Below are 20116 nucleotides of genomic sequence, written 5' to 3'. Positions count from 1 at the left end.
GGCGTGGTCACTGGCGTTTACCAGGACTGCGCGTTGCCCCGTGAAGAAATCCTCATCGTCTCCTTCCCAGGACGGATCCTCGTAGAAAGTCCGAAACCAGGGAGAGGCCTCCTTGAGAAAGACCCCCAGCTCACGAGCTTCGAGGAAATGAGAGTAGTAAGCGGCGTGCTCGGGAAGAGAGGCGAGGTATTCGTACATGGCGATCCGGGCTTCCCTGCAGAGGGCAGTGTGATTCTCGTCCTCGACGATATCGGTCCGGTCGGGCAGCTTCAGGTGAATGTATCGCGCTTCCTGGACATCGACACGCACGTACAAATCACCGCGTCCTCCATCGGGATCGATGGTCACCTGTGACAGATGCGGCAGATTGCGGACTCCCTCTAGCACGCGCCCGTGAAAGTTCCAGGCGGCACGGGCGTAATGGGAGTAGACCCCGATACGCACGCCGGAGACTTGCTTGACCAGAAGAGCGTCCTTAAGGAAGTCCTCCCGAGGCACGCGGACTCCGTCGAGCTTGACTTCGAGGTTCCCATAGCGAGCGGCTTCCAGGAGTGTTTCGCGCACTCCCGAAGCCTTTTCAGCGCGAACGAAGACGAGTACGGTCCCTTTGTCCGGCCCATCCGCCTCGACCACTTCGACGGGTTCCTGACCAAGAAAGCCGGCTTTCCTGATGACAGCCTGTTTTCCCCGGCTTGTGACGATCACGCCGCTATGGAGCAGCGAAAAGAATCCCATACCCGCCGGATCTTCCTTGTCAGAGGTGGACGGGTCCCAATCCGAGTCTCCGAGGTGGAGCAGGACGGAGAAGTCGGCAACTCCTTCGCCGTCGTCAGAAAAGGTGATGCGCGTGCCCTGTTCGATCTCCTCCGTGGCGATATCGACCAAAGTGGCGCCGGCCCGGCGAGCGTTCTGCAGCAATTCGATGAAGATGTCGGAGAGTTTATTAGAGAAGAGACGGTCAACCTTGGAGAGAATCTTCGAGCTGACCGCGGCCTGAATCGTAGACATAGACGTACCTCGGGAGGGACTGTTCGATGGTGTTGCGGTTGTGCGTGAAGGCAGAACTGCTATTTGAGAGCCCGGACCACGTTTTCGAGATCTCGGATCGCGTTGTTCAGCACCCGATGGGCTTCTTCGATTTGCTCGGCGCGCGACGCATGGGCGTCGAAGGTATCTCTCAACTCAGTCACAATGAACCTGGCCAGCGTGTCTCCATCGCCCTGTCTGCGTTCGCCGGTATTCATGTCGTAGTATTCGGAGAGAAATTCGTCCGGATAGCCCCTGTTGGCCATGTTCAACAGCTCAACGAGAGCGAGCGGTTTCATCTCTGGCATCGTACCTCCATGGAATGAAGTTCGGTGGAATGTCAACATGTGTTCGGGAGGTCTTGCGTGAAAACGAAATCGCAAGCCGCTGTGGTTTTCGAGAAGTGTTTGCGGTTCAGGATTGCTGTGTAAACAGAACCCGCCGGGCGCGCCATGCCGCTCGGCCCAGTTTGCTGCCGGGTGGTGCAACCAGTACCTGCTTCTACCAGCCACCGATAACCAAGCTCATGTCTTTCGAACTCACGTTAGCCTGGAATGAGTTCTGAGGCCGGAGCCGCTTCATGCGAAGATGACGGCGGGGAAGGGGGGATAGCGTCTATCCCTCGGATAACTGTTCAATGGAAGCGGCAACCCCAGGATCGACATCTTCGATCTCTTCGCCGCCAGCTATATTCCTGACCTTCAGATTGGCTCCGAAGTAGACTGTGCAGTACTCGATGCCAGTTTGATGGTTGCTTCTGGCAACCTCGATCCATTCGTTCTCTCCAAGAAACTTGTTGGCCTTCTCGACTGCTTCCTGCCTGGTGTGCGCCCAAACACGCATTACCATGCCGAGCGCGCCTTGACTCGAATTTCCGACGTCGAACTTGAAGCTTTTGAGCTTGCGCTTTGTCATACGATCCTCTGGGATTGGAGCGGGCGGTTCCTCGCAAACGCACTGCCGTCAGCACCGTCGCTCTCGGTAGTACGCAGGTGAACTGGTCCTGCCGTGGTTGCGTCCTTACGATCTTCAGTTGGCTACCTATCCGCGTTGCCGTAGGTTGTTACCGGCTTCTTCCCGGACGGAAAGGACCGGTGCCTACGAATTCCCGAAGCTTGGGCTTCTTTGCATTCGGACATCCGATCTCGCGCAATAGACCCGTTGATAATGAGAGCTACGCATCGATCGCATGGTTTCTTGTTTGCCATCATTTTCTGTCTCAGGCCGCGTCCTTCAAGGCTGCGTTCCTGGTTTCCTTAATCTGGTCTCGCGTTATGCGGAACCTCTTGTCCGGCTTGTTGTTGAACCGATCAGCAGCCCCGTCTTCCCAGCCCTTCGGCGCGACGGCAATGAATGCATCCGGCGAGATGCTGGTGCAGTGCACGCGACGACCTTCCCAATGGAAGTCCCGGCCGACGAACATCCGGCTGCCGACGAAGATGAAAGGCTTGCGCTGTTGCCAATGCTCGTAAGCGTGGCAGGCTGATATGTTTCCGACCTTGACCGCCGCCGCGTACATCTCTTCGTGGTTGGCGCCGATCCAATAACCACCGCGAAATTCCGAGATGAAGCGCTCGAAATCATCCTTGGCGAAGTGCATGCCGCTGTTGACCGCGAGGTAAACTGCTTCACGCATCGACTGATTGAGACGTAGCCAGGCGAACCGCGTGGCCCCTTGATTGCTTCTCCAGACGTGCGCGCACAGCTGGAATGCCACGCTTGAACTCTCGCGCTGTGTCATGTGTGTCCCTTTCTGTATGGTCGGGAAGAGAGGATTCGTTTCCTCCGGTCGCCTGTCCCTGAACAGGACTCGGACGGAGTTGAGCGACTCGCCGATTCATTGCCGTGCTGCGTTTACAAATGCGGCCGGGCCCAATATCCATCGAAGGGCTTCGCTGTATCCATCCCCAGAGAGAAGTGAAAGATAACGAGAACTGGGCTTTGACATCAGCCCAGAAACGGGAAGGAGAACTGTGGACAGAGTGGCCTCTTTCGCGGGTTTGCTACTCTACCCGGAGCAGGGGGCTCTGAGAGGTGCAATGCACAACGGGGTGGAGAGGCATTCCGAATAATCCCTTGGGGCGCGAGGGCGGCAGCACACAAATGTGTTTTTTCCACTGTCTGGGTATTGAGATTCTCCCATTGGATCGCCGCCATGCGCCGGGGTTGTTCGGAAGGAGGGAAGAGGCCTTAGTTGTCCTCTTCCTCTTCATCCATCTCGTATGCCGCGGCGTTCGCCGGCTTTCTTGAGTGCCTGTCTTTGATGAAGGATTCGTATACGACATTGTCCGCCGCGATAAGGTCAGATGCTTCTTCCAGCTCGCTTCTCACCTGCTGCGTCGCACTTGCCTTCACCACCAACGCCAGAGTGATTTTCCTGTATTCCCTGCTCAAATTCCCTCACCTCAATCTCCGCCAACGCGCTCATGTCCGCAAAGAGCGGACGGGCTCACGAGGATCGATCACCATATATGCCGACCTTCGACCCGCTTGTCCCTGAGCAACTCCTCGCGCAGGTCTTCCGGGATGACCGCCCATTTGGCAGCTTCCTTCAAGACACGATCGACATCGAGTTCCGTGGCCGGGCGGTCCGCGCCCAACCAGACAATGACGGGATCTCCCTCATCCTCGGCCACGTCACGGTCGTGGACCTGGAGAAAGAAGTTAGAGAGGGGAGGGTCCCAGCCAATCATGACCTCATGGTGCGATTGCAGCGGTTCCAGAATGTATTGGCTCATTGTTTTCTCCGTGGAAGAGTGCGGTGACTTTGGTATTGAGATCACCGATCAGGAACAGCCGCTGGTTCCGCCGCATTCCTGGCATCTGTAGCAGCTGCCATTGCGTTCCATGATGGCGCCGCAACTGGGGCATGCTGGGGCGTCTCCCATTTCGTAGGTCGATCGGAGAGCCTCCGACACAGTGAGCGCATTACTGGCAGGAGTGGTGGGAGGAGTCGGATTTGGCCGATCCTCAGTGCCCTCCGCTCCACCGTTATAGGCTCGAAAGAGTGGCAACTGCGCACCACCGGAGAGGAAGCGCGCGTCGATCCACCGGAAGATGTAATCCATGATGGATTTCGCGTAGCCCATCTCTTCACTGCCGGTCCAACCGGATGGCTCGAAGCGCGTGTGCGCAAACTTCTCGCATAGCACCTTGAGAGGCACCCCGTGCTGTAGGCCGACCGACACGGCCGTACCAAAGCACTCCATCAATCCTGCGATTGTCGACCCCTCTTTTGCCATCCGCAGAAACAACTCTCCCGGCTGGCCGTTGGGATAGAGCCCGACCGTGATGTATCCCTCGTGTCCGGCGATCGAATAGCGGTGAGTGATCGCCGGCCGTTCTGCGGGCAGCCGATGCCGCATGGTGTGCGGGGGACCCGAGAGATCGGGAATCGCCTCTTGCTGCGCTGCCGCTGCCGATACCGTGCTGGTACTGACCGGCTGAGAAGACTTCGAGCCATCGCGATAAATTGCGACGGCCTTCAATCCCAGCCGCCATACCTCGAAGTAGGTATTTTCGATGTCGGCGACCGTTGCCTCTTGCGGCAGATTGACGGTCTTCGAGATTGCGCCGGACAGGAACGGCTGGACGGCAGCCATCATCTGAATATGACCGCGCCAGTGAATCGATCGGGCGCCTTTTGCAGGTCGAAAAGCGCAATCGAAGATAGAGAGGTGCTCTTCCCTGAGACCAGGCGCACCTTCAATTGTGCTGTGGGCAAGGACAAATTGCTTGATCTTATCGATCGTCGCAGCATCATACTGAAGACGCCGAAGAGCGGAGTCAACAGTCTGATTGACGAGCGTAAGATAGCCGCCGCCAACCATCTTCTTGAAGACCACAACGCCCAGCATGGGTTCGATGCCGGCGGTGTCGCAGTCCATCATGAAGCCGATGGTGCCGGTCGGCGCCAATACGGTGACCTGGGCATTGCGGAATCCTGCCTGCCTTCCAAGAAACTCCACTTCGCACCACACATCCAGTGCCGCTTGCCGCAGTTCGGAAGGCAGCAAGGGGTTGGCGTCATAGAGCGCCCGTGCAGCCGCGCGGTGGCGCTCGATCACAGCGAGGAAGTCCTTGAAATTGCGGTTATACCCTGGAAATGCTCCGGGGTTGGGCTGTTTCTGACTCGCGCACACGTTGTTTCTGTCGAGATCCTCCATCGAAGCGGCCATCTCCGCCGAGGCTCGATAGGCAGCGCCGCCCATCAGCGAGGTGATGGCGGCGGCGATCGCACGACCTTGTTCTGAATCGTAGGGAAGTCCCAACCCCATCAGCAGGGCCCCGAGGTTGGCATAGCCCAGCCCAAGGGGACGGTAGCTGTGCGAGTTGCCTGCGATCAAAGCCGTGGGATAGCCAGCGTGGTCGACCAGAATGTCCTGAGCGACGATCAGCACGCGGACGGCATGAACGAAGCGCTCGGTGTCGAACGCGCCATCCCGCAGGAACTTCACCAGGTTCAGCGAGGCAAGATTGCAGGCCGAGTCATCAAGAAACATGTACTCCGAGCAAGGATTCGAGGCCCGGATACGACCACTTCTGGGGCAGGTATGCCACGAATTGATGGCGGTATCGAACTGCATGCCGGGATCGCCGCAGCGCCAGGTCTCCTCTGCGATCTGCCGCAGGATGCGTGCGGGGTCGACTTCTTGGACAACCGCGCCCGTGCTCCTTGCGAAGAGAGGCCAGGATTGGCCTTCCCCACGCTCCGCGAGCCGCATGAATTCATCGGTGACGCGAACCGAGTTGTTGGCATTCTGGTAGAAGACCGACGCGTAGGCTTCCGAGTCCGGACCTTCGCCGTCATATCCGGCTGCGATCAGAGCTTGTGCCTTGTGTTCCTCCTTGCTCTTGCAGGCGATGAATGCTTCGATATCGGGATGGTCCACATCCAGAATCGCCATCTTGGCTGCGCGCCGTGTCTTCCCGCCCGATTTGATGACGCCGGCGAAGGCATCGTAGCCACGCATGAAGCTCAGGGGGCCAGATGCCGTGCCGCCGCCCGAAAGAGATTCCAAGCTGCCTCGGATCGGCGAGAAATTGGTGCCCGTTCCCGATCCCCACTTGAACAGCATGCCCTCTGTCCTGGCCAGATCGAGAATCGACTCCATCGAGTCTTCGACCGAGTTGATGAAACAAGCGGAGCACTGTGGCTTTCTGTAGCCAGCGGCACCTTGCACGACTCGGAACTGCTCCCGGTCCCAGTGCCAGCTCTTCGAGCGGTTTTCCGGCCCAAGCCGGTCGCAGCCGACATTGAACCAGACCGGGGAGTTGAATGCCGCATACTGGCCCACCAGCAGTGCCGAGAGTTCACGCTCAAAGACATCCGCGTCCTCTGGTGAGTGGAAGTATCCGTCTTCGGCACCCCACGCCACGATGGTGGAGACAACGCGTTGGATCAAGACGTCGACTCCGGTCTCACGTTTATCGGTGCCTAAAACGCCGTGGAGGTACTTGGAAGCGACGATGTTCGTTGCCGTTTGGGACCACGCTTCGGGCACGCGAACGTTCGATTGTGCAAACACGGTGTTGCCCTTGGAGTCCTGAATCACAGCGTCACGCAACTCCCAGGTCACTTCGTCGAAGGGATGGACGTCGTTGCGGGCCAGGACGAAGCGAAATGCCAGCCCACTCCTGGTCACAGATGGTTTGGTCATTGGTGGCTTCCTTTCCTGAAGGTTGGGTGGCAAATACAAATCGTTCTCCACCGCAGAAAGACCGTCGCCAGAGAAGGTCCGGACTCCGGATGGGGCTTCGTATCACTGAACGCCGGCTCCCTCAGCATCCAGAACATCTGCCTTGGGTTTTAACCCGGTTCCGGATCTCGGTCAAATGGAGGGCCTTCCTGATGGGGCGGACCTTTGCCGGGCAGGTTTCGGCGATCGTTGTTTAGCTATAACTCTTTGAAAATAATGGTTGAACGGAGCCGCGCATTCTGCGCCTGCCATCCGTTGATAGCGGCCTCTGGCTCGAACGGGTCGTCGGTGAGCAGGTTCCAGCGGGGGACGCTGGGCGAGATGGCTCGTTGGCCGGACTATCTCAACCGTGCTCAAGATGCGGTGATCGCTCCCGCGCGTTAGAGGTGATGTTTGGGGAAAGACGATAAGCTGGGCTCGCCGAATGGCCAGGCGCTCATGCTGGTTACCAGACTTTAGGGAGGGGGCCGTCGGATCGTTCAAGCCCGGAGTACCGGCGGAAAGAGATTAAGGAAGGTCAAAACCTTTCAGCCGTGCGGCTCTCCTGTCAAATGTGAGAGTAGAAGCACAGCCAGCCCACGCCCCAAGCGCTCCAATGAGTGCATCGGCGAACGAACCTTGTCCGCTCCTGAGAGCCACCATTGCTGTGAAAACTTCCTGCTCATTTTGAATGAAGAATGAGTCGGCCTGGAGCATCCGCTCAACCGCGCTGGCAATTTCCTTATCCGAAAGGCCATAGATGCGATCCAGAACCCACACGGTTTCGACCATGGTCACAAGACTGATGAAGCCAGGGTGATCCTCTGTAAGCCGACGCTCGATGATCTCCGTAGCCTTCCGCGATTCGATCGGGTCGTCCTGCGCAAAGTACCGGACGACGATATTCGTATCGAGTCCGATCATCGGCGCCTTGCGCGCTGCTTTTCGCCAACAGCGCCTTCTCGTGCGGCCACTTCCATGTCACTTATAGAAGCTGGCCGCCGTCTGCGTGACGATACGATGCCCTTCAAAGCCGAGGCCGGAAGCTTCGGGAGGATGACAACCGTGCCATCGGGATGTACAAAGAACTTGATCCGGTCGCCTGGCTCCAGGTGAAGGTGATCCCGAATTGCCTTCGGGATCGTCGCTTGCCCTTTTATGCTGAGTGCGGATTCCATGGGTTATCCTTTACATTCTATGAAATGTAATACCAGCTCCCAGTCCGCGGGTCAACGATGCTCGATGCCGTTTGCGCTTCGCGCTCCAGGCCGTAAGCGCGGAGTTCGACACTGGCGCCTCAATTCCGGGAGTATCCTGGATGTTTTAACCTGGATCGGCACTCGGGTTGGTTTTCAGATATGGAATATCCTGCACGCTGCGCGTCGGGTGTTTACGCTCGGCCTGCTCGATGAGCTTAAGCTCTCGGTGGCATCGCAAAATGCCGCAAATGCGGTCCGATCCCTGCTTCCTGGTCATAGGCCGTCAACTCATCAAGCGCCGCCTGACGCTGGACGTCAACCTCGCGTTTGTACTTCATAAGGGCTTTGAAGCCTACATAACGAATCGCCAATCTCTCGAATTGCATTTTCTATGAAACTTTTGCCGTGCCCGCGCTGCACCATGGTGCGCGCTACACTGAGCAGTGACACTGGCGCTCGAACCAGTGGTGTAGGTTCCAGGCTGCCTTCCCGGCACGGCAATCTTCCGATCCTGAATGTGGAATATGGATTCAACCCCCATACCCGGAGGAGGTCGCAATCCCGAAGGGTTATCCCGCTAGCTGGAGAGTGTGTCTCAACCAGCGCCAGATCTAATTGGATGGGTTTGAATCTGGTGAGTTCTCGCTATCGGCCTGCTCCTCGCCGAGTTTCGCGACCACATAATCCCAGTACCCACTCTGCGTGTCCCCATTGGCGACCTCATATTGCCAGCCGGCACGTTCATAACTTGGATGTTCGCCCCAGGCGCCGAACTGTGCGATCAATTCATTTACGGATGGAGAAAGCGACTCTGACTGAGAGGGCTGCAGTTCACGAGCGGCCGCTCGCAGCGCTTCGACAAACTCTGCCACCTGGTGGATAGGGATCTGCATGCCGCAGCGGCCGGTAACTCCTCTTGAGGTGATGGGCTCAATCTGAAGAGCACCTCGAAATGGAAAGATGGTCGCTCCGCACATATGGCCGTAGCCATTGCGTCCAAGGAAGTAGAGTTCCAGGTCTTTATGGATCGATATGATTGTCATAGGCTTCGCAATTGCTGAAAGGTTAAGACAGGAATGGGGAATGGTTGGATGTAAAGACTGGCTGCATCTCCTTGCCCAATCCAAGAAGAGGTCGTAAAGACCGGCGCGCCGTGCCAATCGTGCAAAGGCCTCAACCCCGACATCGCAACGAGCTGCTGAGGGAGGCGTATACTAGCGTTGCCAGCTTTTCTGCGGGGTTGGGAAGCCCCGCCGTCCCAAGGACGCCAAGCTCACTGGGGAAGATGCTGGCTGATGAGCAGCCGCAGGTGCATGCAGTTGGCCGCCGATGCGTCCAACTGGATACACAGTGCCTTCGTTCAGGCTGGAATATGTTGCGCCATCTCTCCTGTCGCATCCGTAGTGGCTGGTTTAGAGGCTCATTCCTCTACTTCGATCGGGGCATCCTCCGAAAGTCCGTCGTATCTCCAGAGCGCATTCCCTGATCTCGCAGATTCAAGGGCTTTTTCTTCGGCCTCTTCCAGAGAAGCGGCGCTTATATCGAACTCAGCCCTGACGTCGGCGACTGAACTGACAACAACGTGAAATTGCGGCATAATCCCTCACGATTCCAGAGCTGCGCTGCGAGGTGCACCCAATGCGCGGCGGATTCGAGTGTGCAGGCGAATGCCTGCCTCCCGCGCGAAAACCGCACACTCTTATCGCCGGTACTGGAAGGCTCAATTTCGTTCTGCCACGAGGGTTGCTTCAAACATGCGCATCTTCGCGGTTGAGTTCTCGGTGGCGTAATCGAAAAAGACTTGTGCTTCGGATCGAGTCTCGAACTCGTAAGCGAGATGAGACACGGCCTGACCGTATCGTGCCAGGATGATCCATTTCATTGGGGGTACTCCTGAAGGTCTTGAACTTTTATGCGCCCGGTTGCGGTTCTGAGGTCGCTGCTTATGTCGATGAAACGTCTTTTCGCCAGGGCAGGAGGCTCAGCCGGCGATCTTCGCCTGTAACTGATCGAAGTCTTGGATGGGCTCGCCGCAGTCCAGGCACTTGCCGTCTTCCGCATCGTCGACAACCGCGCCACACTTCAGGCAGAGATCCTCCGATGCGTAGGGTTCAATTTCGGCGTTGCATACCGGGCACCGATCGTTACACATGCACGACCAGGCGTCCACCCACCCGCTGCCATCGTGGGGGGGCAGCGATAGTGATTGCGAAATTTTCTTGGTTCCCAAGGCATTACTCCTCCAGTTCGACAGGTTCGTCATCCGACTCTTCGGGCCAGCTGCCATCAGGATTTGGATCGATCTGGGTGGAGTCCAGCCAACCGCTTGCTTCGTCCACGCCCAGCAGGAAGGCATTGAGTTCCTCAAGGGTGGCGAACTCATACTCGCAGGGTTCCTGCGAATCTCCGTAGCTGCCGGATCCCCATCGGATGCGTACTTTGAATGGTTTCTCGTCTGTCATCGATTCCTCCGAATCGGGTAGGGATTGCTCCTTGAAGTAAGAGCGGAGGAGGCAAGGTCGGCGGCAGGTGCATTCATCCCTGGCAACGAGTGGATGACCTGCTGCAACCGGAGCCGGAGATGAAAACGTGACAAAAGCGCATCGCGATGCAGGATGCGCGTGGGACTGCCGGGCCTAATCCTTAAGGGCTTCCGCGGCTTCCGCCTTGTCCGCGCAGACTCCACACATACCGTCGAATCCCTCGCCGTCATCGTTGCGCGCTCCACACGCGCAGAGCGGCACATCGTCGCGGTCCACCCAGACCCAGGCAGCGACATAGGCACCGTTATCATCGCCGTGACTTACGACTGCGTTGCTGTCGATCTCAATCCGTCCCTCGTCGGCGTACTCGCTGATGGCTGCTTCCCGATATGCCTCGTCGAGTACCGGGTCCACCGATGGCTCGGCCGCGTCAATGGTGTGCGATCGAACCGAGAAGTGATCGCCGGTTGCGTCGGACGCCTGAGAGACCCAGTCCATGAGTTCAGCGAATGTCCCATCCGCAATGTGCCGGTCGAAGCTCGCGACCTCGGCGGCGGTATTGCAGTAGCGCTTCTTGAGCTCTTCGTATGCTTCGCGTTCCGCTCCATGCGCCGTCGTCTCGACCCCGTTGTCGGTGTCGCTGGTAACGGTCCATACCGTGAGATTCATACTTAACTTCCTTCCTGATGAACTTTCTGATATCGAAGACGGGATAGATCATCGGTGGCGCTGATCGCACAGCCTCATGGGGAGCGACCCACCCACCAATGACGATGTCGATCGAGGGGATCCCCTTGTTCGTTCCGAGACCTGTCGTCGTCGCTCAATCATCGCAAACGAAAAGGAACGCCAGAAGACCTGCGTCTGGCGCTCCGTTCTGTCAGGCGGCCGCCCTGTAGTCGGAGCCGCCTTTGAGGACATGCAGCAATGCGGGTTTGTCCTTCATCCGCGTACGCCACACCTCGGGGCAGTACCGGACGTTGTTCGCGAACAGCAGCGCCAGATCGGTCATGCGTTCGATATCTCCCGTGTTGGGGATGATCGAGTCCATGGCCGTCTCCCAATCGGCGAGCGTGATGACCGTCTTGTCGCGTTTCGCCCGGATAGCAAGGCCGATGGCGTCCTTCAAGACAATCTCGATCTCAGCTCCTGTCCAGATCTGCCCCTCGTCGCGCAGCAGCCTGCCGAGACCGACCTGTGGATCGAGCATCGTTCCGTGCAGATCCTGGGCGAACTTGATGCTGTGTTTGGACGCGAGCGCGTTCAGTATGCTCAACCGTCCTTTGACGGAGGCATCGCCGTCGCGTGGCGGAGGAAGTACTGGCAGGATCGCACCGAACCGGCCGGCGCGGATGAGCGCCGGGTCAAGCATGTCCGGACGGTTGGTGGCGGCCATCACTACGATCTTCCCCAGACGGCTCTCGTCGCTCAGGAAGGTCATGATGGCATTGAACATCCGGCCGCTGGTATTCGAGTCGCCCAGAGTCACGCGCCCGCCGCCGAGGGCGGACTCGATCTCGTCGATGAATGCGATGCACGGCGCCGCAGCCCAGATCGCCTCAAGCATCTTCTGCGTCAGCTCTTCGGTACCGCCGACGTGCTTATTGAGCAGCTTCGAGAGCTTCAGCTCGACGAAATTGACACATGCCTCCGCCGCGGAGGCCATCGCGATGAAGGTCTTGCCCGTTCCTCCCGGCCCGGTCATCAGTACGCCGGGCGAGCAGGTGCGGCTGTCTCCCTCCTTCAGAGGCAGGGCAATGTTCTCCAGGATGTACGCCTTCAGTTCGTCGTGTCCGCCAACCTGCGCGAAGCCGTGCGACGGGTGCACGAATTCGAGGATGCCATCGAACTCTTCTTCCATGCACTTCTGTTTGACGGTCCGGATCTGGCGGTCGTCGATCGGAATGCCCTTGTTGAGCGCCTCGTTGAATGCCTTCTCCATCTGATTGCGGGACATGCCGGAGGACTGGATGGCGACACCGCGGTGATCGAATGCCTCCGCAAACTCGACTCCCGAGATCTCTTTTCCATTGATCTTCAGGGGGTCTCCGGCAAGCTTCATCCTCGCGCACCGGTTCGCGAGGTTTCGGCAAAAGTTCTCCGAAAATTCCTGACGGTCATCAAACGACGGCTTCGGAATGAGGATGGTCGACACGCCGCTGAAGCCTCCGCGGAGAGACTCATGGATCTGCGTCAGGTGTCGAGTGATCAGGAACAACCGGTTCCGGTTGCCGATCTCCTTGTCCAGCGCCCAGTTTCGCATGTACGTAATGGGCAGCCGGTCGCTGTTCAACGAACTGATATTTCCCGCGGGAAAGAAGACATCGCAATCGAAGAAAAGCATCGTCAACTGCGCATCTACTGCGGGAGTGGTTCCCTGGATACGGGCAATGCGGTTGAACTCGATGCGTCTCTTGGTCGCCTCGAACCACTTGCCCAGCGTGAACATCGTTCCCTCGAACTTGGATGGGGTGAGGAAGTCCGCCGGAACTTTGTTTGCCTTCATCTCCGCCTCATACTCCTTCGTCATGATCTCGGAGAAGACTTTGAATGACTCGACGCTGGCGAACCTAAGCCCTTCATTGGCCACGAAGACAGCACAGATCCGCTTGACTGTATCGCTCTTCTCGGCCTTCTGCGTGCCGCGCTGGTTCGCATCGTGAACATTGACGAGCAGGCCTTCCTTCTTGCTCAACTCCGCGGTGTAGCTGTCGTCGTAGGAAGCCATCATCAACTTGCGGAGGCTCGCCAGGAGACCCTGGTTGTCCTGGTAGTCATTCACATTGCCGTGAAGAACGAACACGTGCGCATTCCCGGCTTTGTACTCCTGATTCGCCTTGCTGAGAAACGAAGGCCACTGAATCGCGGTCTGCGTGGCGGCGGCGGGGTGCTTGGGTTTCTTCAAAGCGCTCGCCAGCATGTCCGGGTTGAGTTCCGGCAAGGCGGGCATTGCCGGCGATTGTGTCTGAGATGTGGTCATGTCTATTCCTTGTTCTAGTTCTGGTCCTGGTTCTGGTTTGGGCCTTCGTTCGTGTACTCGTCGTCACTGACTTCGTCAGCGTCACTTTCCAGAAGGAAGCTGGGAGCCGTCCCCTGCTCAAGCAGCAGTAGTCTCATCTGCTCTTCGGTGACTTCCTCGTGCAGATACTTCGTTACGCCACTGGCGTCACCATTGGTGATGTCGTAGGCGACTTGGTCGAGGCCACCATCCATATCTTCATAGGCCGGAGGTGCGTCGCCTTCCGTCAAGATGGTCGTCGTGGCCGTAGTCTTCCAATACCGTTTGCACATAGTGATTTCAACTCCTGCTTGTGCTCCTACACTTCTCCGACTGCACACTTCACGACGAAGGACGCGTCAGAGGCCACGAATTCGTGCATGAGCGCTCAGAACGTCAGCGACTCATCGGGGTCGGGACTGTTTGGAGAGCGGTTGCTCCTTGATTCGAGAAAGCGGGTCAGGCAGTCGATCACAGCCGTGGCATACCCCACCGAGTGCAGGCCGATACGCGGGAGCGCCGGGAACTCCTGCTTGACAATCGAATCGAGTGCCGGACTATTCGCCGCCTTCCGGAGGAGTCGTGGTTGGGATATCGTCAGACTCGTCGTCTCGAAACTCGTCAAACTCCTCGTCATCGCCTTCGAGCCGATTCAGGTGCTTGGGGTGCCTGTAATCTTCTTCGGATAGCGAGTCGATTTCGAGGGTCTCCGATTTGCCGGGCTCGAAGTTGATGGCGAGCTCACGCGCAATCTGTTTCGCTGTCGGGAAGGCGTCTGACGAAACGAGATAGGATGTGCTGCCATACGCGTGCGTGTGCGTCACGATGTACAGGTTCATAACTTGACTCCAATGGGGAATCCCGTGATGGTGGTCAGGCCTCCGGGCCGGATCCGTATCTCGACCGACTGCTTGGGAAAGTCGCTCTCGACATAACGATCGCTGAATAGATGAAGCTGCTGATTGCGCGAGCTGCGCATCGGTGTCGTGGTATCAAGCTTCGATTGCTGAAAGCGGCCGGCAACGGCAAAGTCGAGCAGGGCCCGGATACGACCCCAGGACCGCGAGGTCTCGGCTGGGTCATTGATCCAGGCGGCGGAGTGCTGGCCGCCGTTATCGAGGGTTGCTTGACGAAACTTGAACCGGCCCTCATCCAACTCGGCGAGGTTGTATCCGGTAAACATCCCGATCGAGAGCCGAGGCTCGCGCCCTTTGACCTCGGAGATCACGCGATACAGATCCGCCGCCTGCTGCATCGGTTCACCACCCGAGAAAGTAACGCCCTCGATCTCGCTCTGAGCGAGAATCCAGGTTGCCAGCGAGGGTGGGGTCTCGTTGTCGGCACGGTCGAAGCTATGAGTGTGCGCATTCCAACAGCCACGGCATCCGAGAGTACAGCCCTGTAGCCAGACGACCGCCCGTCTTCCTGGGCCATTCACGGAACTGATGAGCCGGTTATGAACAATCATGGGGAATCTCCTCCCGCCGGGGCCTTCCTAGTCCCGGGAATCGGTATGGAACCTCTGTCAGAGGGGTTGAAACGTTCTGGGATCGAACGACTCGTGGAGGATCGGAGAGGGATCCTTGACAGCGGTGCTCGACGGTATGCACACGGAGCGCCAGGCCTTATACCTTGCGCTCCGTGGGTTCCGCCGGACTAGCCGGCAAAGTTATCCAGAGAGTTGGTGTTCTCGTCTGTTTCATAGAACTCGGGTTTGTTGGTCTCGGACGTTACTCGTCCGATCGACTTCAGCTTGTCCGCAAGTTCTCCGCAACCGACGCCGTGAAATCCGATCATCTCCACTTTGGCGCGGCCCTTCTTGTCGATGGTGATTTTTACTGTTGTTTCCTGCATGGTCTTCGGTCACTCCTGTCTTCGATCTCTGTTGCCTCAGATCGCACCCATCGCTACAAACGACATCTCCGTGGACCCGTCAGCGATCGCGGACTTGTTGGAAAGCATGTAGCCGCTCTCGTGCATTTCCTGGATGAAGCGCCGCTCCCCGTATCTCTGCGACAGCTCATCGAGCCAGGCTGCGTTGTAGAACCTGGAATCGTAGGCCGAGATGATGGGACGGAAGTTCCCGCTCTCCTGCCGCTTGAATCCGAGATCGTTGGCGGCACTGCCGACAAACTGCCTGCGCACGATGACCTCAGCAGTCTCCGGACGCTGGTCGCCGCCAAACCCGAACAGATGTTGAGGACTCGCAAAGCTCTCCACCACCGCGCTCCTGCCAGCGCCCCGGAAGGTCATATCCTCCTCGAGCGCGGTGACAAGCAACTGCTGGTCGGTGATCTCAAGCTCATCGAACTGTAAGTATTTCGACATAAGGCTCCTTGATAAGGTCCTGGATAGATCCCGCGATAGCCTTTTCGGTCGCCAGGGAACACTGAAGGTCCGTGGCTCGATCGCTGGAGGATCTGCCACTCCGACTCGCTCAGCACTCTCACGGCTTTGCTGCAGGGCCAGATCCAGCGCCCGTCACTCCAGAGCACCCGGATACTCAGCCCGCCACAGCCTTCCATGGCGCAGAGTCGAGTTCCGCCCGTGACGCGGCCCCGCTCGGTCTTCTCGCCGTTCCAGATGAATGTTGGCAGCTTTACAGTCCGTCCACGCGTGTGAAGAGCAACTCCACCTCGCCCGTGCTGGTCAAGTTGCGCGGTTGCGGAGCAAAGCCGCATTCGTACAACTCGCGAACATACTTCTTCTCCGCATACGCGGTCTTGATACCGTCGTAGACGGTCTCGAACTCGTCGCTCGCGATCAGGTAATCGTCTGCGATGAATCCAATCGTGCCATCGGCCTTGACGGCAAAACCGAGATCTCCGTAGGTGTGGAGTCCGGTGACGGCAGTGAAGTTGCTCTTGGTCACGCCCAGGTTCGCCCGGAATGTCGCTCCTGCGAATCCATTCATTGTGCGAGCAGCGTAACCCTGCTTGAATACCGGAGAGAAACCCTGCTGCTCGAGCGCCTCCCGGATCACGTCGATGTCGGTGAACTCAGTGTCTTGTTCAAGAATCTTGCTCATCGTTTTCCTCGCCTTCTCCTTCTTCGTCTTCCTCGTACTCTGAGGGCCCATCCACTGGCTCTTGAGACTGTCGTGGATCCTGGCCCTCAGCGGACGCGTCATCCGAGCCTTCTGGCTCTTCGACCTCTTCGCCCGACTCGTCCTCGACCGGCTCGGCAACTGGCTTGGGCTTCTTGAATGGCAGGAGGGCCTCGCGCCAGTGGGGAATACCCTTCTGGTCCTGGATCCAATCGGAGCGGACCATGATGAGGGGATTGGGCCCGATTCCATGGTGAAAGAAGTGGCGGATGTCCCCCTGAATGATCTGCTCGAACTCCTCCCAGGAGGGGAGGTTGTAGGAGGCCAACTCCCGCGCTGGAAATCCTCCCATCAGGATGGTGTCCTTGATAAGCAAGTCCCGGCGCGAAGAGAAGACACCCACATAGGGGCAGCAGCGGGTGCCCGGCTGATGCGCCGCCTCCTTCTTTCCAATCAGCTCCTCGGAGAGGATGTGGTTCTTCATGCGCACGCGTTGGAGGCCCATGGTGCGGCCCGGAACAGCGGTCCAGTCGGTGTGATAGGCCGTCTCGTGATCGGAACTGTCGCCCGGAATTACTTTGCGGATATGCTGGGCGCCGTTGACGACCCACGACTCCTCATATTTGCGGAGCGGGATCTTCTCCGGCGTCAGAAAGGCGAACAGCACCGCGTTGCGACAGAAGGGGCAGTGGTAGCCATACACCAGCTGTCGGTGAATCTCCTTCGCGCCCCGGCTGGTGCCGGGACGCGGGGAGAAGGTGACTCGGCTCAGGGTTCCATCGACAGATGTTCGGAAGTGGATCATGCGCACCTCATTATGAAGTCGTCATCGACCTTCGGCATGGAGATGCCTGCATCCTCATCGGTCGAGTCTCTGAAGTAACTTTCGAGCGCCGCCTGTTGCGCTATCAGGGAATCTGCGAAAGCGACCCAGTTGACCGACTGCGCCGACCGCGTGATCACGCGCTTGTCGAGCGCCTGCTCCATACCCGCGATCTTCCCGTAGAAGACGTTGTAGACGTGTTCGTCCAGAGAATGCTCGCTGTTCAGGATGTAGTTCTCGACCATGCGGTCATAGGCAGTTGCGCCCATGAGTCGAGCGAGCGCCTGTTTTTGCGCCGCGGCTTCCCACATGAGGTCGACATTGATCAGGACATCGGCACAATTCAGCTCGACTCCGAGACAGACCTGTTTCGGCCCCACAATAGAAAGGGCGCGATCCGGACTGCGGCGGAACTCATCGAGGATCTTCCGCTTCTGAGCGACGGTGCCGGAGGGCAGCAAGACCGGCCGCAGGTGAGCGAACTTTTCGGCCAGCTTCTCGCGCATCATCACGTACTGGCTCATGATGACGACCTTCTTGCCCTCCATGATCTTTGCCGGCACCAGGGTGGAAAGAGCGATGCCTTTTCCCCCGATGCCGTAGGGATCGAATTGGCCGCCAATATAGACGGTGGGTTTGCCCGGCCTGTTGAGGAAGCCGGGTACGGTAGCGGCGATCTTCATCCTCGACATCATGGTCATCACGATGTGCGAGTTCAAAGCGTGGCCCTCCTCCTCCAGCTTTTCGCAGTACTCGGCAAAGTCCTGCTGGAACTTGCTGATCGAGGACGACAGAAGCAACGCTTGGGGAGGAACCATGCGCACCGGCATCACGAAGGTCTGCTCCGAGGGAAGCTTCATCCCCAGTTTCTCGAGGGAGGCCAGATAGACCTTGTCCATGCGCGTGCGGCGCACCAGCAGCGACGCCGAGAAGTTCCAGAAGTCCACTGGATCGCGAGCGTACGGCAGGGTCTTGTAGTGGGACCGGTCCGTGCCTTCACGCTGGATGCGAATGCTCTCGCAGAAGCGCTCCCGGTATTCTGCCTTGCCGGTCACGCGATCGAAGGGGAAGTACTTGCTTCTTGTCTTGAAGATCCACATCAGTTGGGGAAACATATCGACCAGGTGCTTCGACATCGGCGTGCCGCTGTTGCCGATGTGGTGTCTGCCACGCATGTCGAGCGCCGCGGTGGAGGTCTGCGAACCGTCATCCATCGTCATCTGGATCTCGTCGATGACCACGGTCGCATAGTTCTTCTTGATCCGCTTGTAGATGGGCGGTTGCCAGACCGCATCCACCTGTCCGCACTTCGGGCAGATGCGTTTTCTCCCAACGTGATCGCCGCACTCGGCGTGCCGCTTGCGTTGCCAGTCTACGTACCCACCCTGGTGGGTGACTGCAGCTGGCTCGCCGGCACGATGCCATGGGGTGGGCGCAATCTTCTGCTTCCCCGACCTGCGGCTGGACTTTCGCGGTTTGGCGATCTCTGTCCAGACGCAGCAGGGATTGCGGCAGAGATATCCGTTATAGAGGGTCCAGGTGGTGCGCAGGATCCGGCCGGCCGTCGACTTGACGTAAACCGGACGCTCCAGCGGCTGAGAACAGTGAGGGCAATCGCAGATCGGTTTGCCATCTCCCATGCTCCGCAGCCAGGTCTTGGATTTGTTGCCGCGGCGCACTTTGCGCAGGGGATCGTTCGCCTTCTTGAGGAAGTCGAACGTCATGATGTGGTATTTGGTCGGTGCGTTAAGGTCGGCAATCGTTTCAATCTCGGTGAAGTCCTCGACGCCCGCGGCACGGAACTCGGCCGGAATGTCGATATTCGCCGTCGAAGGTCCGATCCAGGAGATCTTCTTACTTTTGAATAGCTCGCAGGCGGCAATCGCCTCCCTGGACTTGCCCATGCGCATATCTTTGGAGCAAAGGAAATCGCCTTTGAGGACCTCGCAAACGACGTCCTGATGGCTGTGCTCGAACAGCCGGCCGCCCTGACCGACCGGTAGCTCCGCCAATTGGGCATCCATCCTCGCGACCAGTTCGGGATAACGGTCTCGAATGTTTTCCGTTACCACGAATTTGTCGGAGTCCTCGAAGGAATGCTGGATGTCGGCTTTCGAGAGTGTTGCCGTGTTGTCATCCTCGATAAGGAGGGCGCGGGCATGGAGCGGTTCCACATAGACCTCGACTCCACCGGACTCGTCCAATTCCTTCACCAGGTAACGCTTGCCTGCCTTGAAAGGCTCGTCGGGCACGTCCGCCTTGCATCTCAGGATCATGCCGCTGATGATGCACTCCGTGATGTCATCGGGAGAGGACTCGTAGCACGGATACGGAACGATGCGCAGTTCAACCCGCCGCTTCTCCTTCCTCATGTATCCGGCAAGGGAAGGCGAGAGGTTTGCATAAATTCCATAGGTTGAGAGGATCTTGAAGTAAGGATGTTCCTCGAGGCCGCACTCGACCCAGCGCCACAACTCGTGAAGTTCTTTCCGCGAAGGCACGGCCTGCGCTTGTTCTTCGGAGTCAAAATACTGGAGATTGGCCATGCGTTCGTTCTGGAGCCGCGAATCGATCTCCCGCCACACATCCGCCGCGTGGACATCATTGGCTTTTACGAGGAGAAGTTTCCCATGTTTGTGGAACGTGACTGACGAGGACGACGTGTCGACGGCTTCGTCGGCAATGGAGTTCGTTGTCGCCATGGGGTCCGCCTCGATCACTTGAGGGCCGGGCGAAAACATCTCCGGACTGAGAACCTCTGGCGCCGGCGCTTCGATCGCGGCTTCCGGCTCAGGACCTGTCGTGTCCGATTCCGCTTCGGGTACGCTCATCACCATTCCCTGAACTCGAGCCATGTATGCGG

The 20116-nt window shown here is 58.2% G+C and carries 23 protein-coding genes; all 23 read right to left on the bottom strand.

Translation table 11 applies throughout. The features are described from left to right. The coding region (locus VMU57_RS10120; protein WP_325383009.1) for an ATP-binding protein at positions 1-1008 on the bottom strand (1008 nt) is incomplete at its 3' end. Between the two features lie 59 nt (positions 1009-1067). Next, positions 1068-1334, bottom strand: coding sequence for a hypothetical protein (locus VMU57_RS10115; protein WP_325383007.1), 267 nt, complete (start codon positions 1332-1334; stop codon positions 1068-1070). Between the two features lie 307 nt (positions 1335-1641). Continuing rightward, positions 1642-1941: a hypothetical protein gene (locus tag VMU57_RS10110; RefSeq protein WP_325383005.1), complete on the bottom strand. Its 300-nt coding sequence runs from the start codon at positions 1939-1941 to the stop codon at positions 1642-1644. A gap of 304 nt (positions 1942-2245) precedes the next feature. Further along, a complete protein-coding gene (locus tag VMU57_RS10105) occupies positions 2246-2767 on the bottom strand; it encodes a hypothetical protein (protein ID WP_325383003.1) in 522 nt (173 codons plus the stop codon). Positions 2768-3216: 449 nt separating this feature from the next. Next, on the bottom strand, positions 3217-3420 hold the full coding sequence (locus VMU57_RS10100) for a hypothetical protein (protein ID WP_325383001.1): 204 nt from the start codon (positions 3418-3420) through the stop codon (positions 3217-3219). A gap of 68 nt (positions 3421-3488) precedes the next feature. Further along, on the bottom strand, positions 3489-3764 hold the full coding sequence (locus VMU57_RS10095; protein ID WP_325382999.1) for a hypothetical protein: 276 nt from the start codon (positions 3762-3764) through the stop codon (positions 3489-3491). 48 nt (positions 3765-3812) lie between these two features. Next, on the bottom strand, positions 3813-6686 hold the full coding sequence (locus tag VMU57_RS10090; RefSeq protein ID WP_325382998.1) for a vitamin B12-dependent ribonucleotide reductase: 2874 nt from the start codon (positions 6684-6686) through the stop codon (positions 3813-3815). A 546-nt stretch (positions 6687-7232) separates the two neighbouring features. Next, positions 7233-7628: a type II toxin-antitoxin system VapC family toxin gene (locus tag VMU57_RS10085; RefSeq protein WP_325382996.1), complete on the bottom strand. Its 396-nt coding sequence runs from the start codon at positions 7626-7628 to the stop codon at positions 7233-7235. Further along, positions 7625-7882 (bottom strand): AbrB/MazE/SpoVT family DNA-binding domain-containing protein, encoded by a 258-nt coding sequence (locus tag VMU57_RS23020; RefSeq protein WP_414648626.1) that lies wholly within the window; start codon positions 7880-7882, stop codon positions 7625-7627. The genes VMU57_RS10085 and VMU57_RS23020 overlap by 4 nt, the downstream gene beginning before the upstream one ends. 632 nt (positions 7883-8514) lie before the next feature. Beyond that, a complete protein-coding gene (locus VMU57_RS10080) occupies positions 8515-8946 on the bottom strand; it encodes a hypothetical protein (protein WP_325382994.1) in 432 nt (143 codons plus the stop codon). Between the two features lie 677 nt (positions 8947-9623). Next, positions 9624-9785 (bottom strand): hypothetical protein, encoded by a 162-nt coding sequence (locus VMU57_RS10075; RefSeq protein WP_325382992.1) that lies wholly within the window; start codon positions 9783-9785, stop codon positions 9624-9626. Positions 9786-9884: 99 nt separating this feature from the next. Beyond that, on the bottom strand, positions 9885-10133 hold the full coding sequence (locus VMU57_RS10070) for a hypothetical protein (protein WP_325382990.1): 249 nt from the start codon (positions 10131-10133) through the stop codon (positions 9885-9887). 4 nt (positions 10134-10137) lie between these two features. Beyond that, positions 10138-10365: a hypothetical protein gene (locus VMU57_RS10065; protein ID WP_325382988.1), complete on the bottom strand. Its 228-nt coding sequence runs from the start codon at positions 10363-10365 to the stop codon at positions 10138-10140. A gap of 174 nt (positions 10366-10539) precedes the next feature. After that, on the bottom strand, positions 10540-11055 hold the full coding sequence (locus tag VMU57_RS10060) for a hypothetical protein (protein ID WP_325382986.1): 516 nt from the start codon (positions 11053-11055) through the stop codon (positions 10540-10542). A 211-nt stretch (positions 11056-11266) separates the two neighbouring features. Continuing rightward, positions 11267-13366, bottom strand: coding sequence for an ATP-binding protein (locus VMU57_RS10055; protein WP_325382984.1), 2100 nt, complete (start codon positions 13364-13366; stop codon positions 11267-11269). A 14-nt stretch (positions 13367-13380) separates the two neighbouring features. Beyond that, entirely contained in the window at positions 13381-13677 is a 297-nt protein-coding gene (locus VMU57_RS10050) for a hypothetical protein (protein ID WP_325382982.1), read from the bottom strand. A 264-nt stretch (positions 13678-13941) separates the two neighbouring features. Next, entirely contained in the window at positions 13942-14223 is a 282-nt protein-coding gene (locus VMU57_RS10045; protein ID WP_325382980.1) for a hypothetical protein, read from the bottom strand. Beyond that, positions 14220-14852, bottom strand: a complete 633-nt coding sequence (locus VMU57_RS10040; RefSeq protein WP_325382978.1) for a 4Fe-4S single cluster domain-containing protein — start codon at positions 14850-14852, stop codon at positions 14220-14222. The genes VMU57_RS10045 and VMU57_RS10040 overlap by 4 nt, the downstream gene beginning before the upstream one ends. 188 nt (positions 14853-15040) lie before the next feature. After that, a complete protein-coding gene (locus VMU57_RS10035) occupies positions 15041-15238 on the bottom strand; it encodes a DUF2997 domain-containing protein (RefSeq protein ID WP_325382976.1) in 198 nt (65 codons plus the stop codon). A 36-nt stretch (positions 15239-15274) separates the two neighbouring features. Continuing rightward, on the bottom strand, positions 15275-15712 hold the full coding sequence (locus VMU57_RS10030) for a DUF1257 domain-containing protein (protein WP_325382974.1): 438 nt from the start codon (positions 15710-15712) through the stop codon (positions 15275-15277). A gap of 271 nt (positions 15713-15983) precedes the next feature. Beyond that, complete coding sequence (locus VMU57_RS10025; protein WP_325382972.1) at positions 15984-16412, bottom strand: DUF1257 domain-containing protein; 429 nt, start codon at positions 16410-16412, stop codon at positions 15984-15986. After that, positions 16396-17235 (bottom strand): hypothetical protein, encoded by an 840-nt coding sequence (locus tag VMU57_RS10020; RefSeq protein ID WP_325382970.1) that lies wholly within the window; start codon positions 17233-17235, stop codon positions 16396-16398. The genes VMU57_RS10025 and VMU57_RS10020 overlap by 17 nt, the downstream gene beginning before the upstream one ends. Then, positions 17232-20116 (bottom strand): hypothetical protein (locus VMU57_RS10015; RefSeq protein WP_325382968.1); only part of this gene is annotated, 2885 nt, incomplete at its 5' end. The genes VMU57_RS10015 and VMU57_RS10020, both read right to left, overlap by 4 nt.

It is taken from the genome of Edaphobacter sp. (assembly GCF_035532915.1).
Taxonomy (GTDB): domain Bacteria; phylum Acidobacteriota; class Terriglobia; order Terriglobales; family Acidobacteriaceae; genus Edaphobacter.
This window is presented reverse-complemented; position numbering and strand designations above follow the sequence as displayed.

What these genes read in the sequence shown, in the direction of transcription:
- VMU57_RS10085 (WP_325382996.1), bottom strand. Translation starts at nt 7,628, where the DNA reads ATGATCGGACTCGATACGAATATCGTCGTCCGGTACTTTGCGCAGGAC.
- VMU57_RS10090 (WP_325382998.1), bottom strand. Translation starts at nt 6,686, where the DNA reads ATGACCAAACCATCTGTGACCAGGAGTGGGCTGGCATTTCGCTTCGTC.
- VMU57_RS10095 (WP_325382999.1), bottom strand. Translation starts at nt 3,764, where the DNA reads ATGAGCCAATACATTCTGGAACCGCTGCAATCGCACCATGAGGTCATG.
- VMU57_RS10035 (WP_325382976.1), bottom strand. Translation starts at nt 15,238, where the DNA reads ATGCAGGAAACAACAGTAAAAATCACCATCGACAAGAAGGGCCGCGCC.
- VMU57_RS10055 (WP_325382984.1), bottom strand. Translation starts at nt 13,366, where the DNA reads ATGACCACATCTCAGACACAATCGCCGGCAATGCCCGCCTTGCCGGAA.
- VMU57_RS10025 (WP_325382972.1), bottom strand. Translation starts at nt 16,412, where the DNA reads ATGAGCAAGATTCTTGAACAAGACACTGAGTTCACCGACATCGACGTG.
- VMU57_RS10020 (WP_325382970.1), bottom strand. Translation starts at nt 17,235, where the DNA reads ATGATCCACTTCCGAACATCTGTCGATGGAACCCTGAGCCGAGTCACC.
- VMU57_RS10030 (WP_325382974.1), bottom strand. Translation starts at nt 15,712, where the DNA reads ATGTCGAAATACTTACAGTTCGATGAGCTTGAGATCACCGACCAGCAG.
- VMU57_RS10050 (WP_325382982.1), bottom strand. Translation starts at nt 13,677, where the DNA reads ATGTGCAAACGGTATTGGAAGACTACGGCCACGACGACCATCTTGACG.
- VMU57_RS10105 (WP_325383003.1), bottom strand. Translation starts at nt 2,767, where the DNA reads ATGACACAGCGCGAGAGTTCAAGCGTGGCATTCCAGCTGTGCGCGCAC.
- VMU57_RS10060 (WP_325382986.1), bottom strand. Translation starts at nt 11,055, where the DNA reads ATGAATCTCACGGTATGGACCGTTACCAGCGACACCGACAACGGGGTC.
- VMU57_RS10065 (WP_325382988.1), bottom strand. Translation starts at nt 10,365, where the DNA reads ATGACAGACGAGAAACCATTCAAAGTACGCATCCGATGGGGATCCGGC.
- VMU57_RS23020 (WP_414648626.1), bottom strand. Translation starts at nt 7,882, where the DNA reads ATGGAATCCGCACTCAGCATAAAAGGGCAAGCGACGATCCCGAAGGCA.
- VMU57_RS10110 (WP_325383005.1), bottom strand. Translation starts at nt 1,941, where the DNA reads ATGACAAAGCGCAAGCTCAAAAGCTTCAAGTTCGACGTCGGAAATTCG.
- VMU57_RS10080 (WP_325382994.1), bottom strand. Translation starts at nt 8,946, where the DNA reads ATGACAATCATATCGATCCATAAAGACCTGGAACTCTACTTCCTTGGA.
- VMU57_RS10045 (WP_325382980.1), bottom strand. Translation starts at nt 14,223, where the DNA reads ATGAACCTGTACATCGTGACGCACACGCACGCGTATGGCAGCACATCC.
- VMU57_RS10040 (WP_325382978.1), bottom strand. Translation starts at nt 14,852, where the DNA reads ATGATTGTTCATAACCGGCTCATCAGTTCCGTGAATGGCCCAGGAAGA.
- VMU57_RS10115 (WP_325383007.1), bottom strand. Translation starts at nt 1,334, where the DNA reads ATGCCAGAGATGAAACCGCTCGCTCTCGTTGAGCTGTTGAACATGGCC.
- VMU57_RS10075 (WP_325382992.1), bottom strand. Translation starts at nt 9,785, where the DNA reads ATGAAATGGATCATCCTGGCACGATACGGTCAGGCCGTGTCTCATCTC.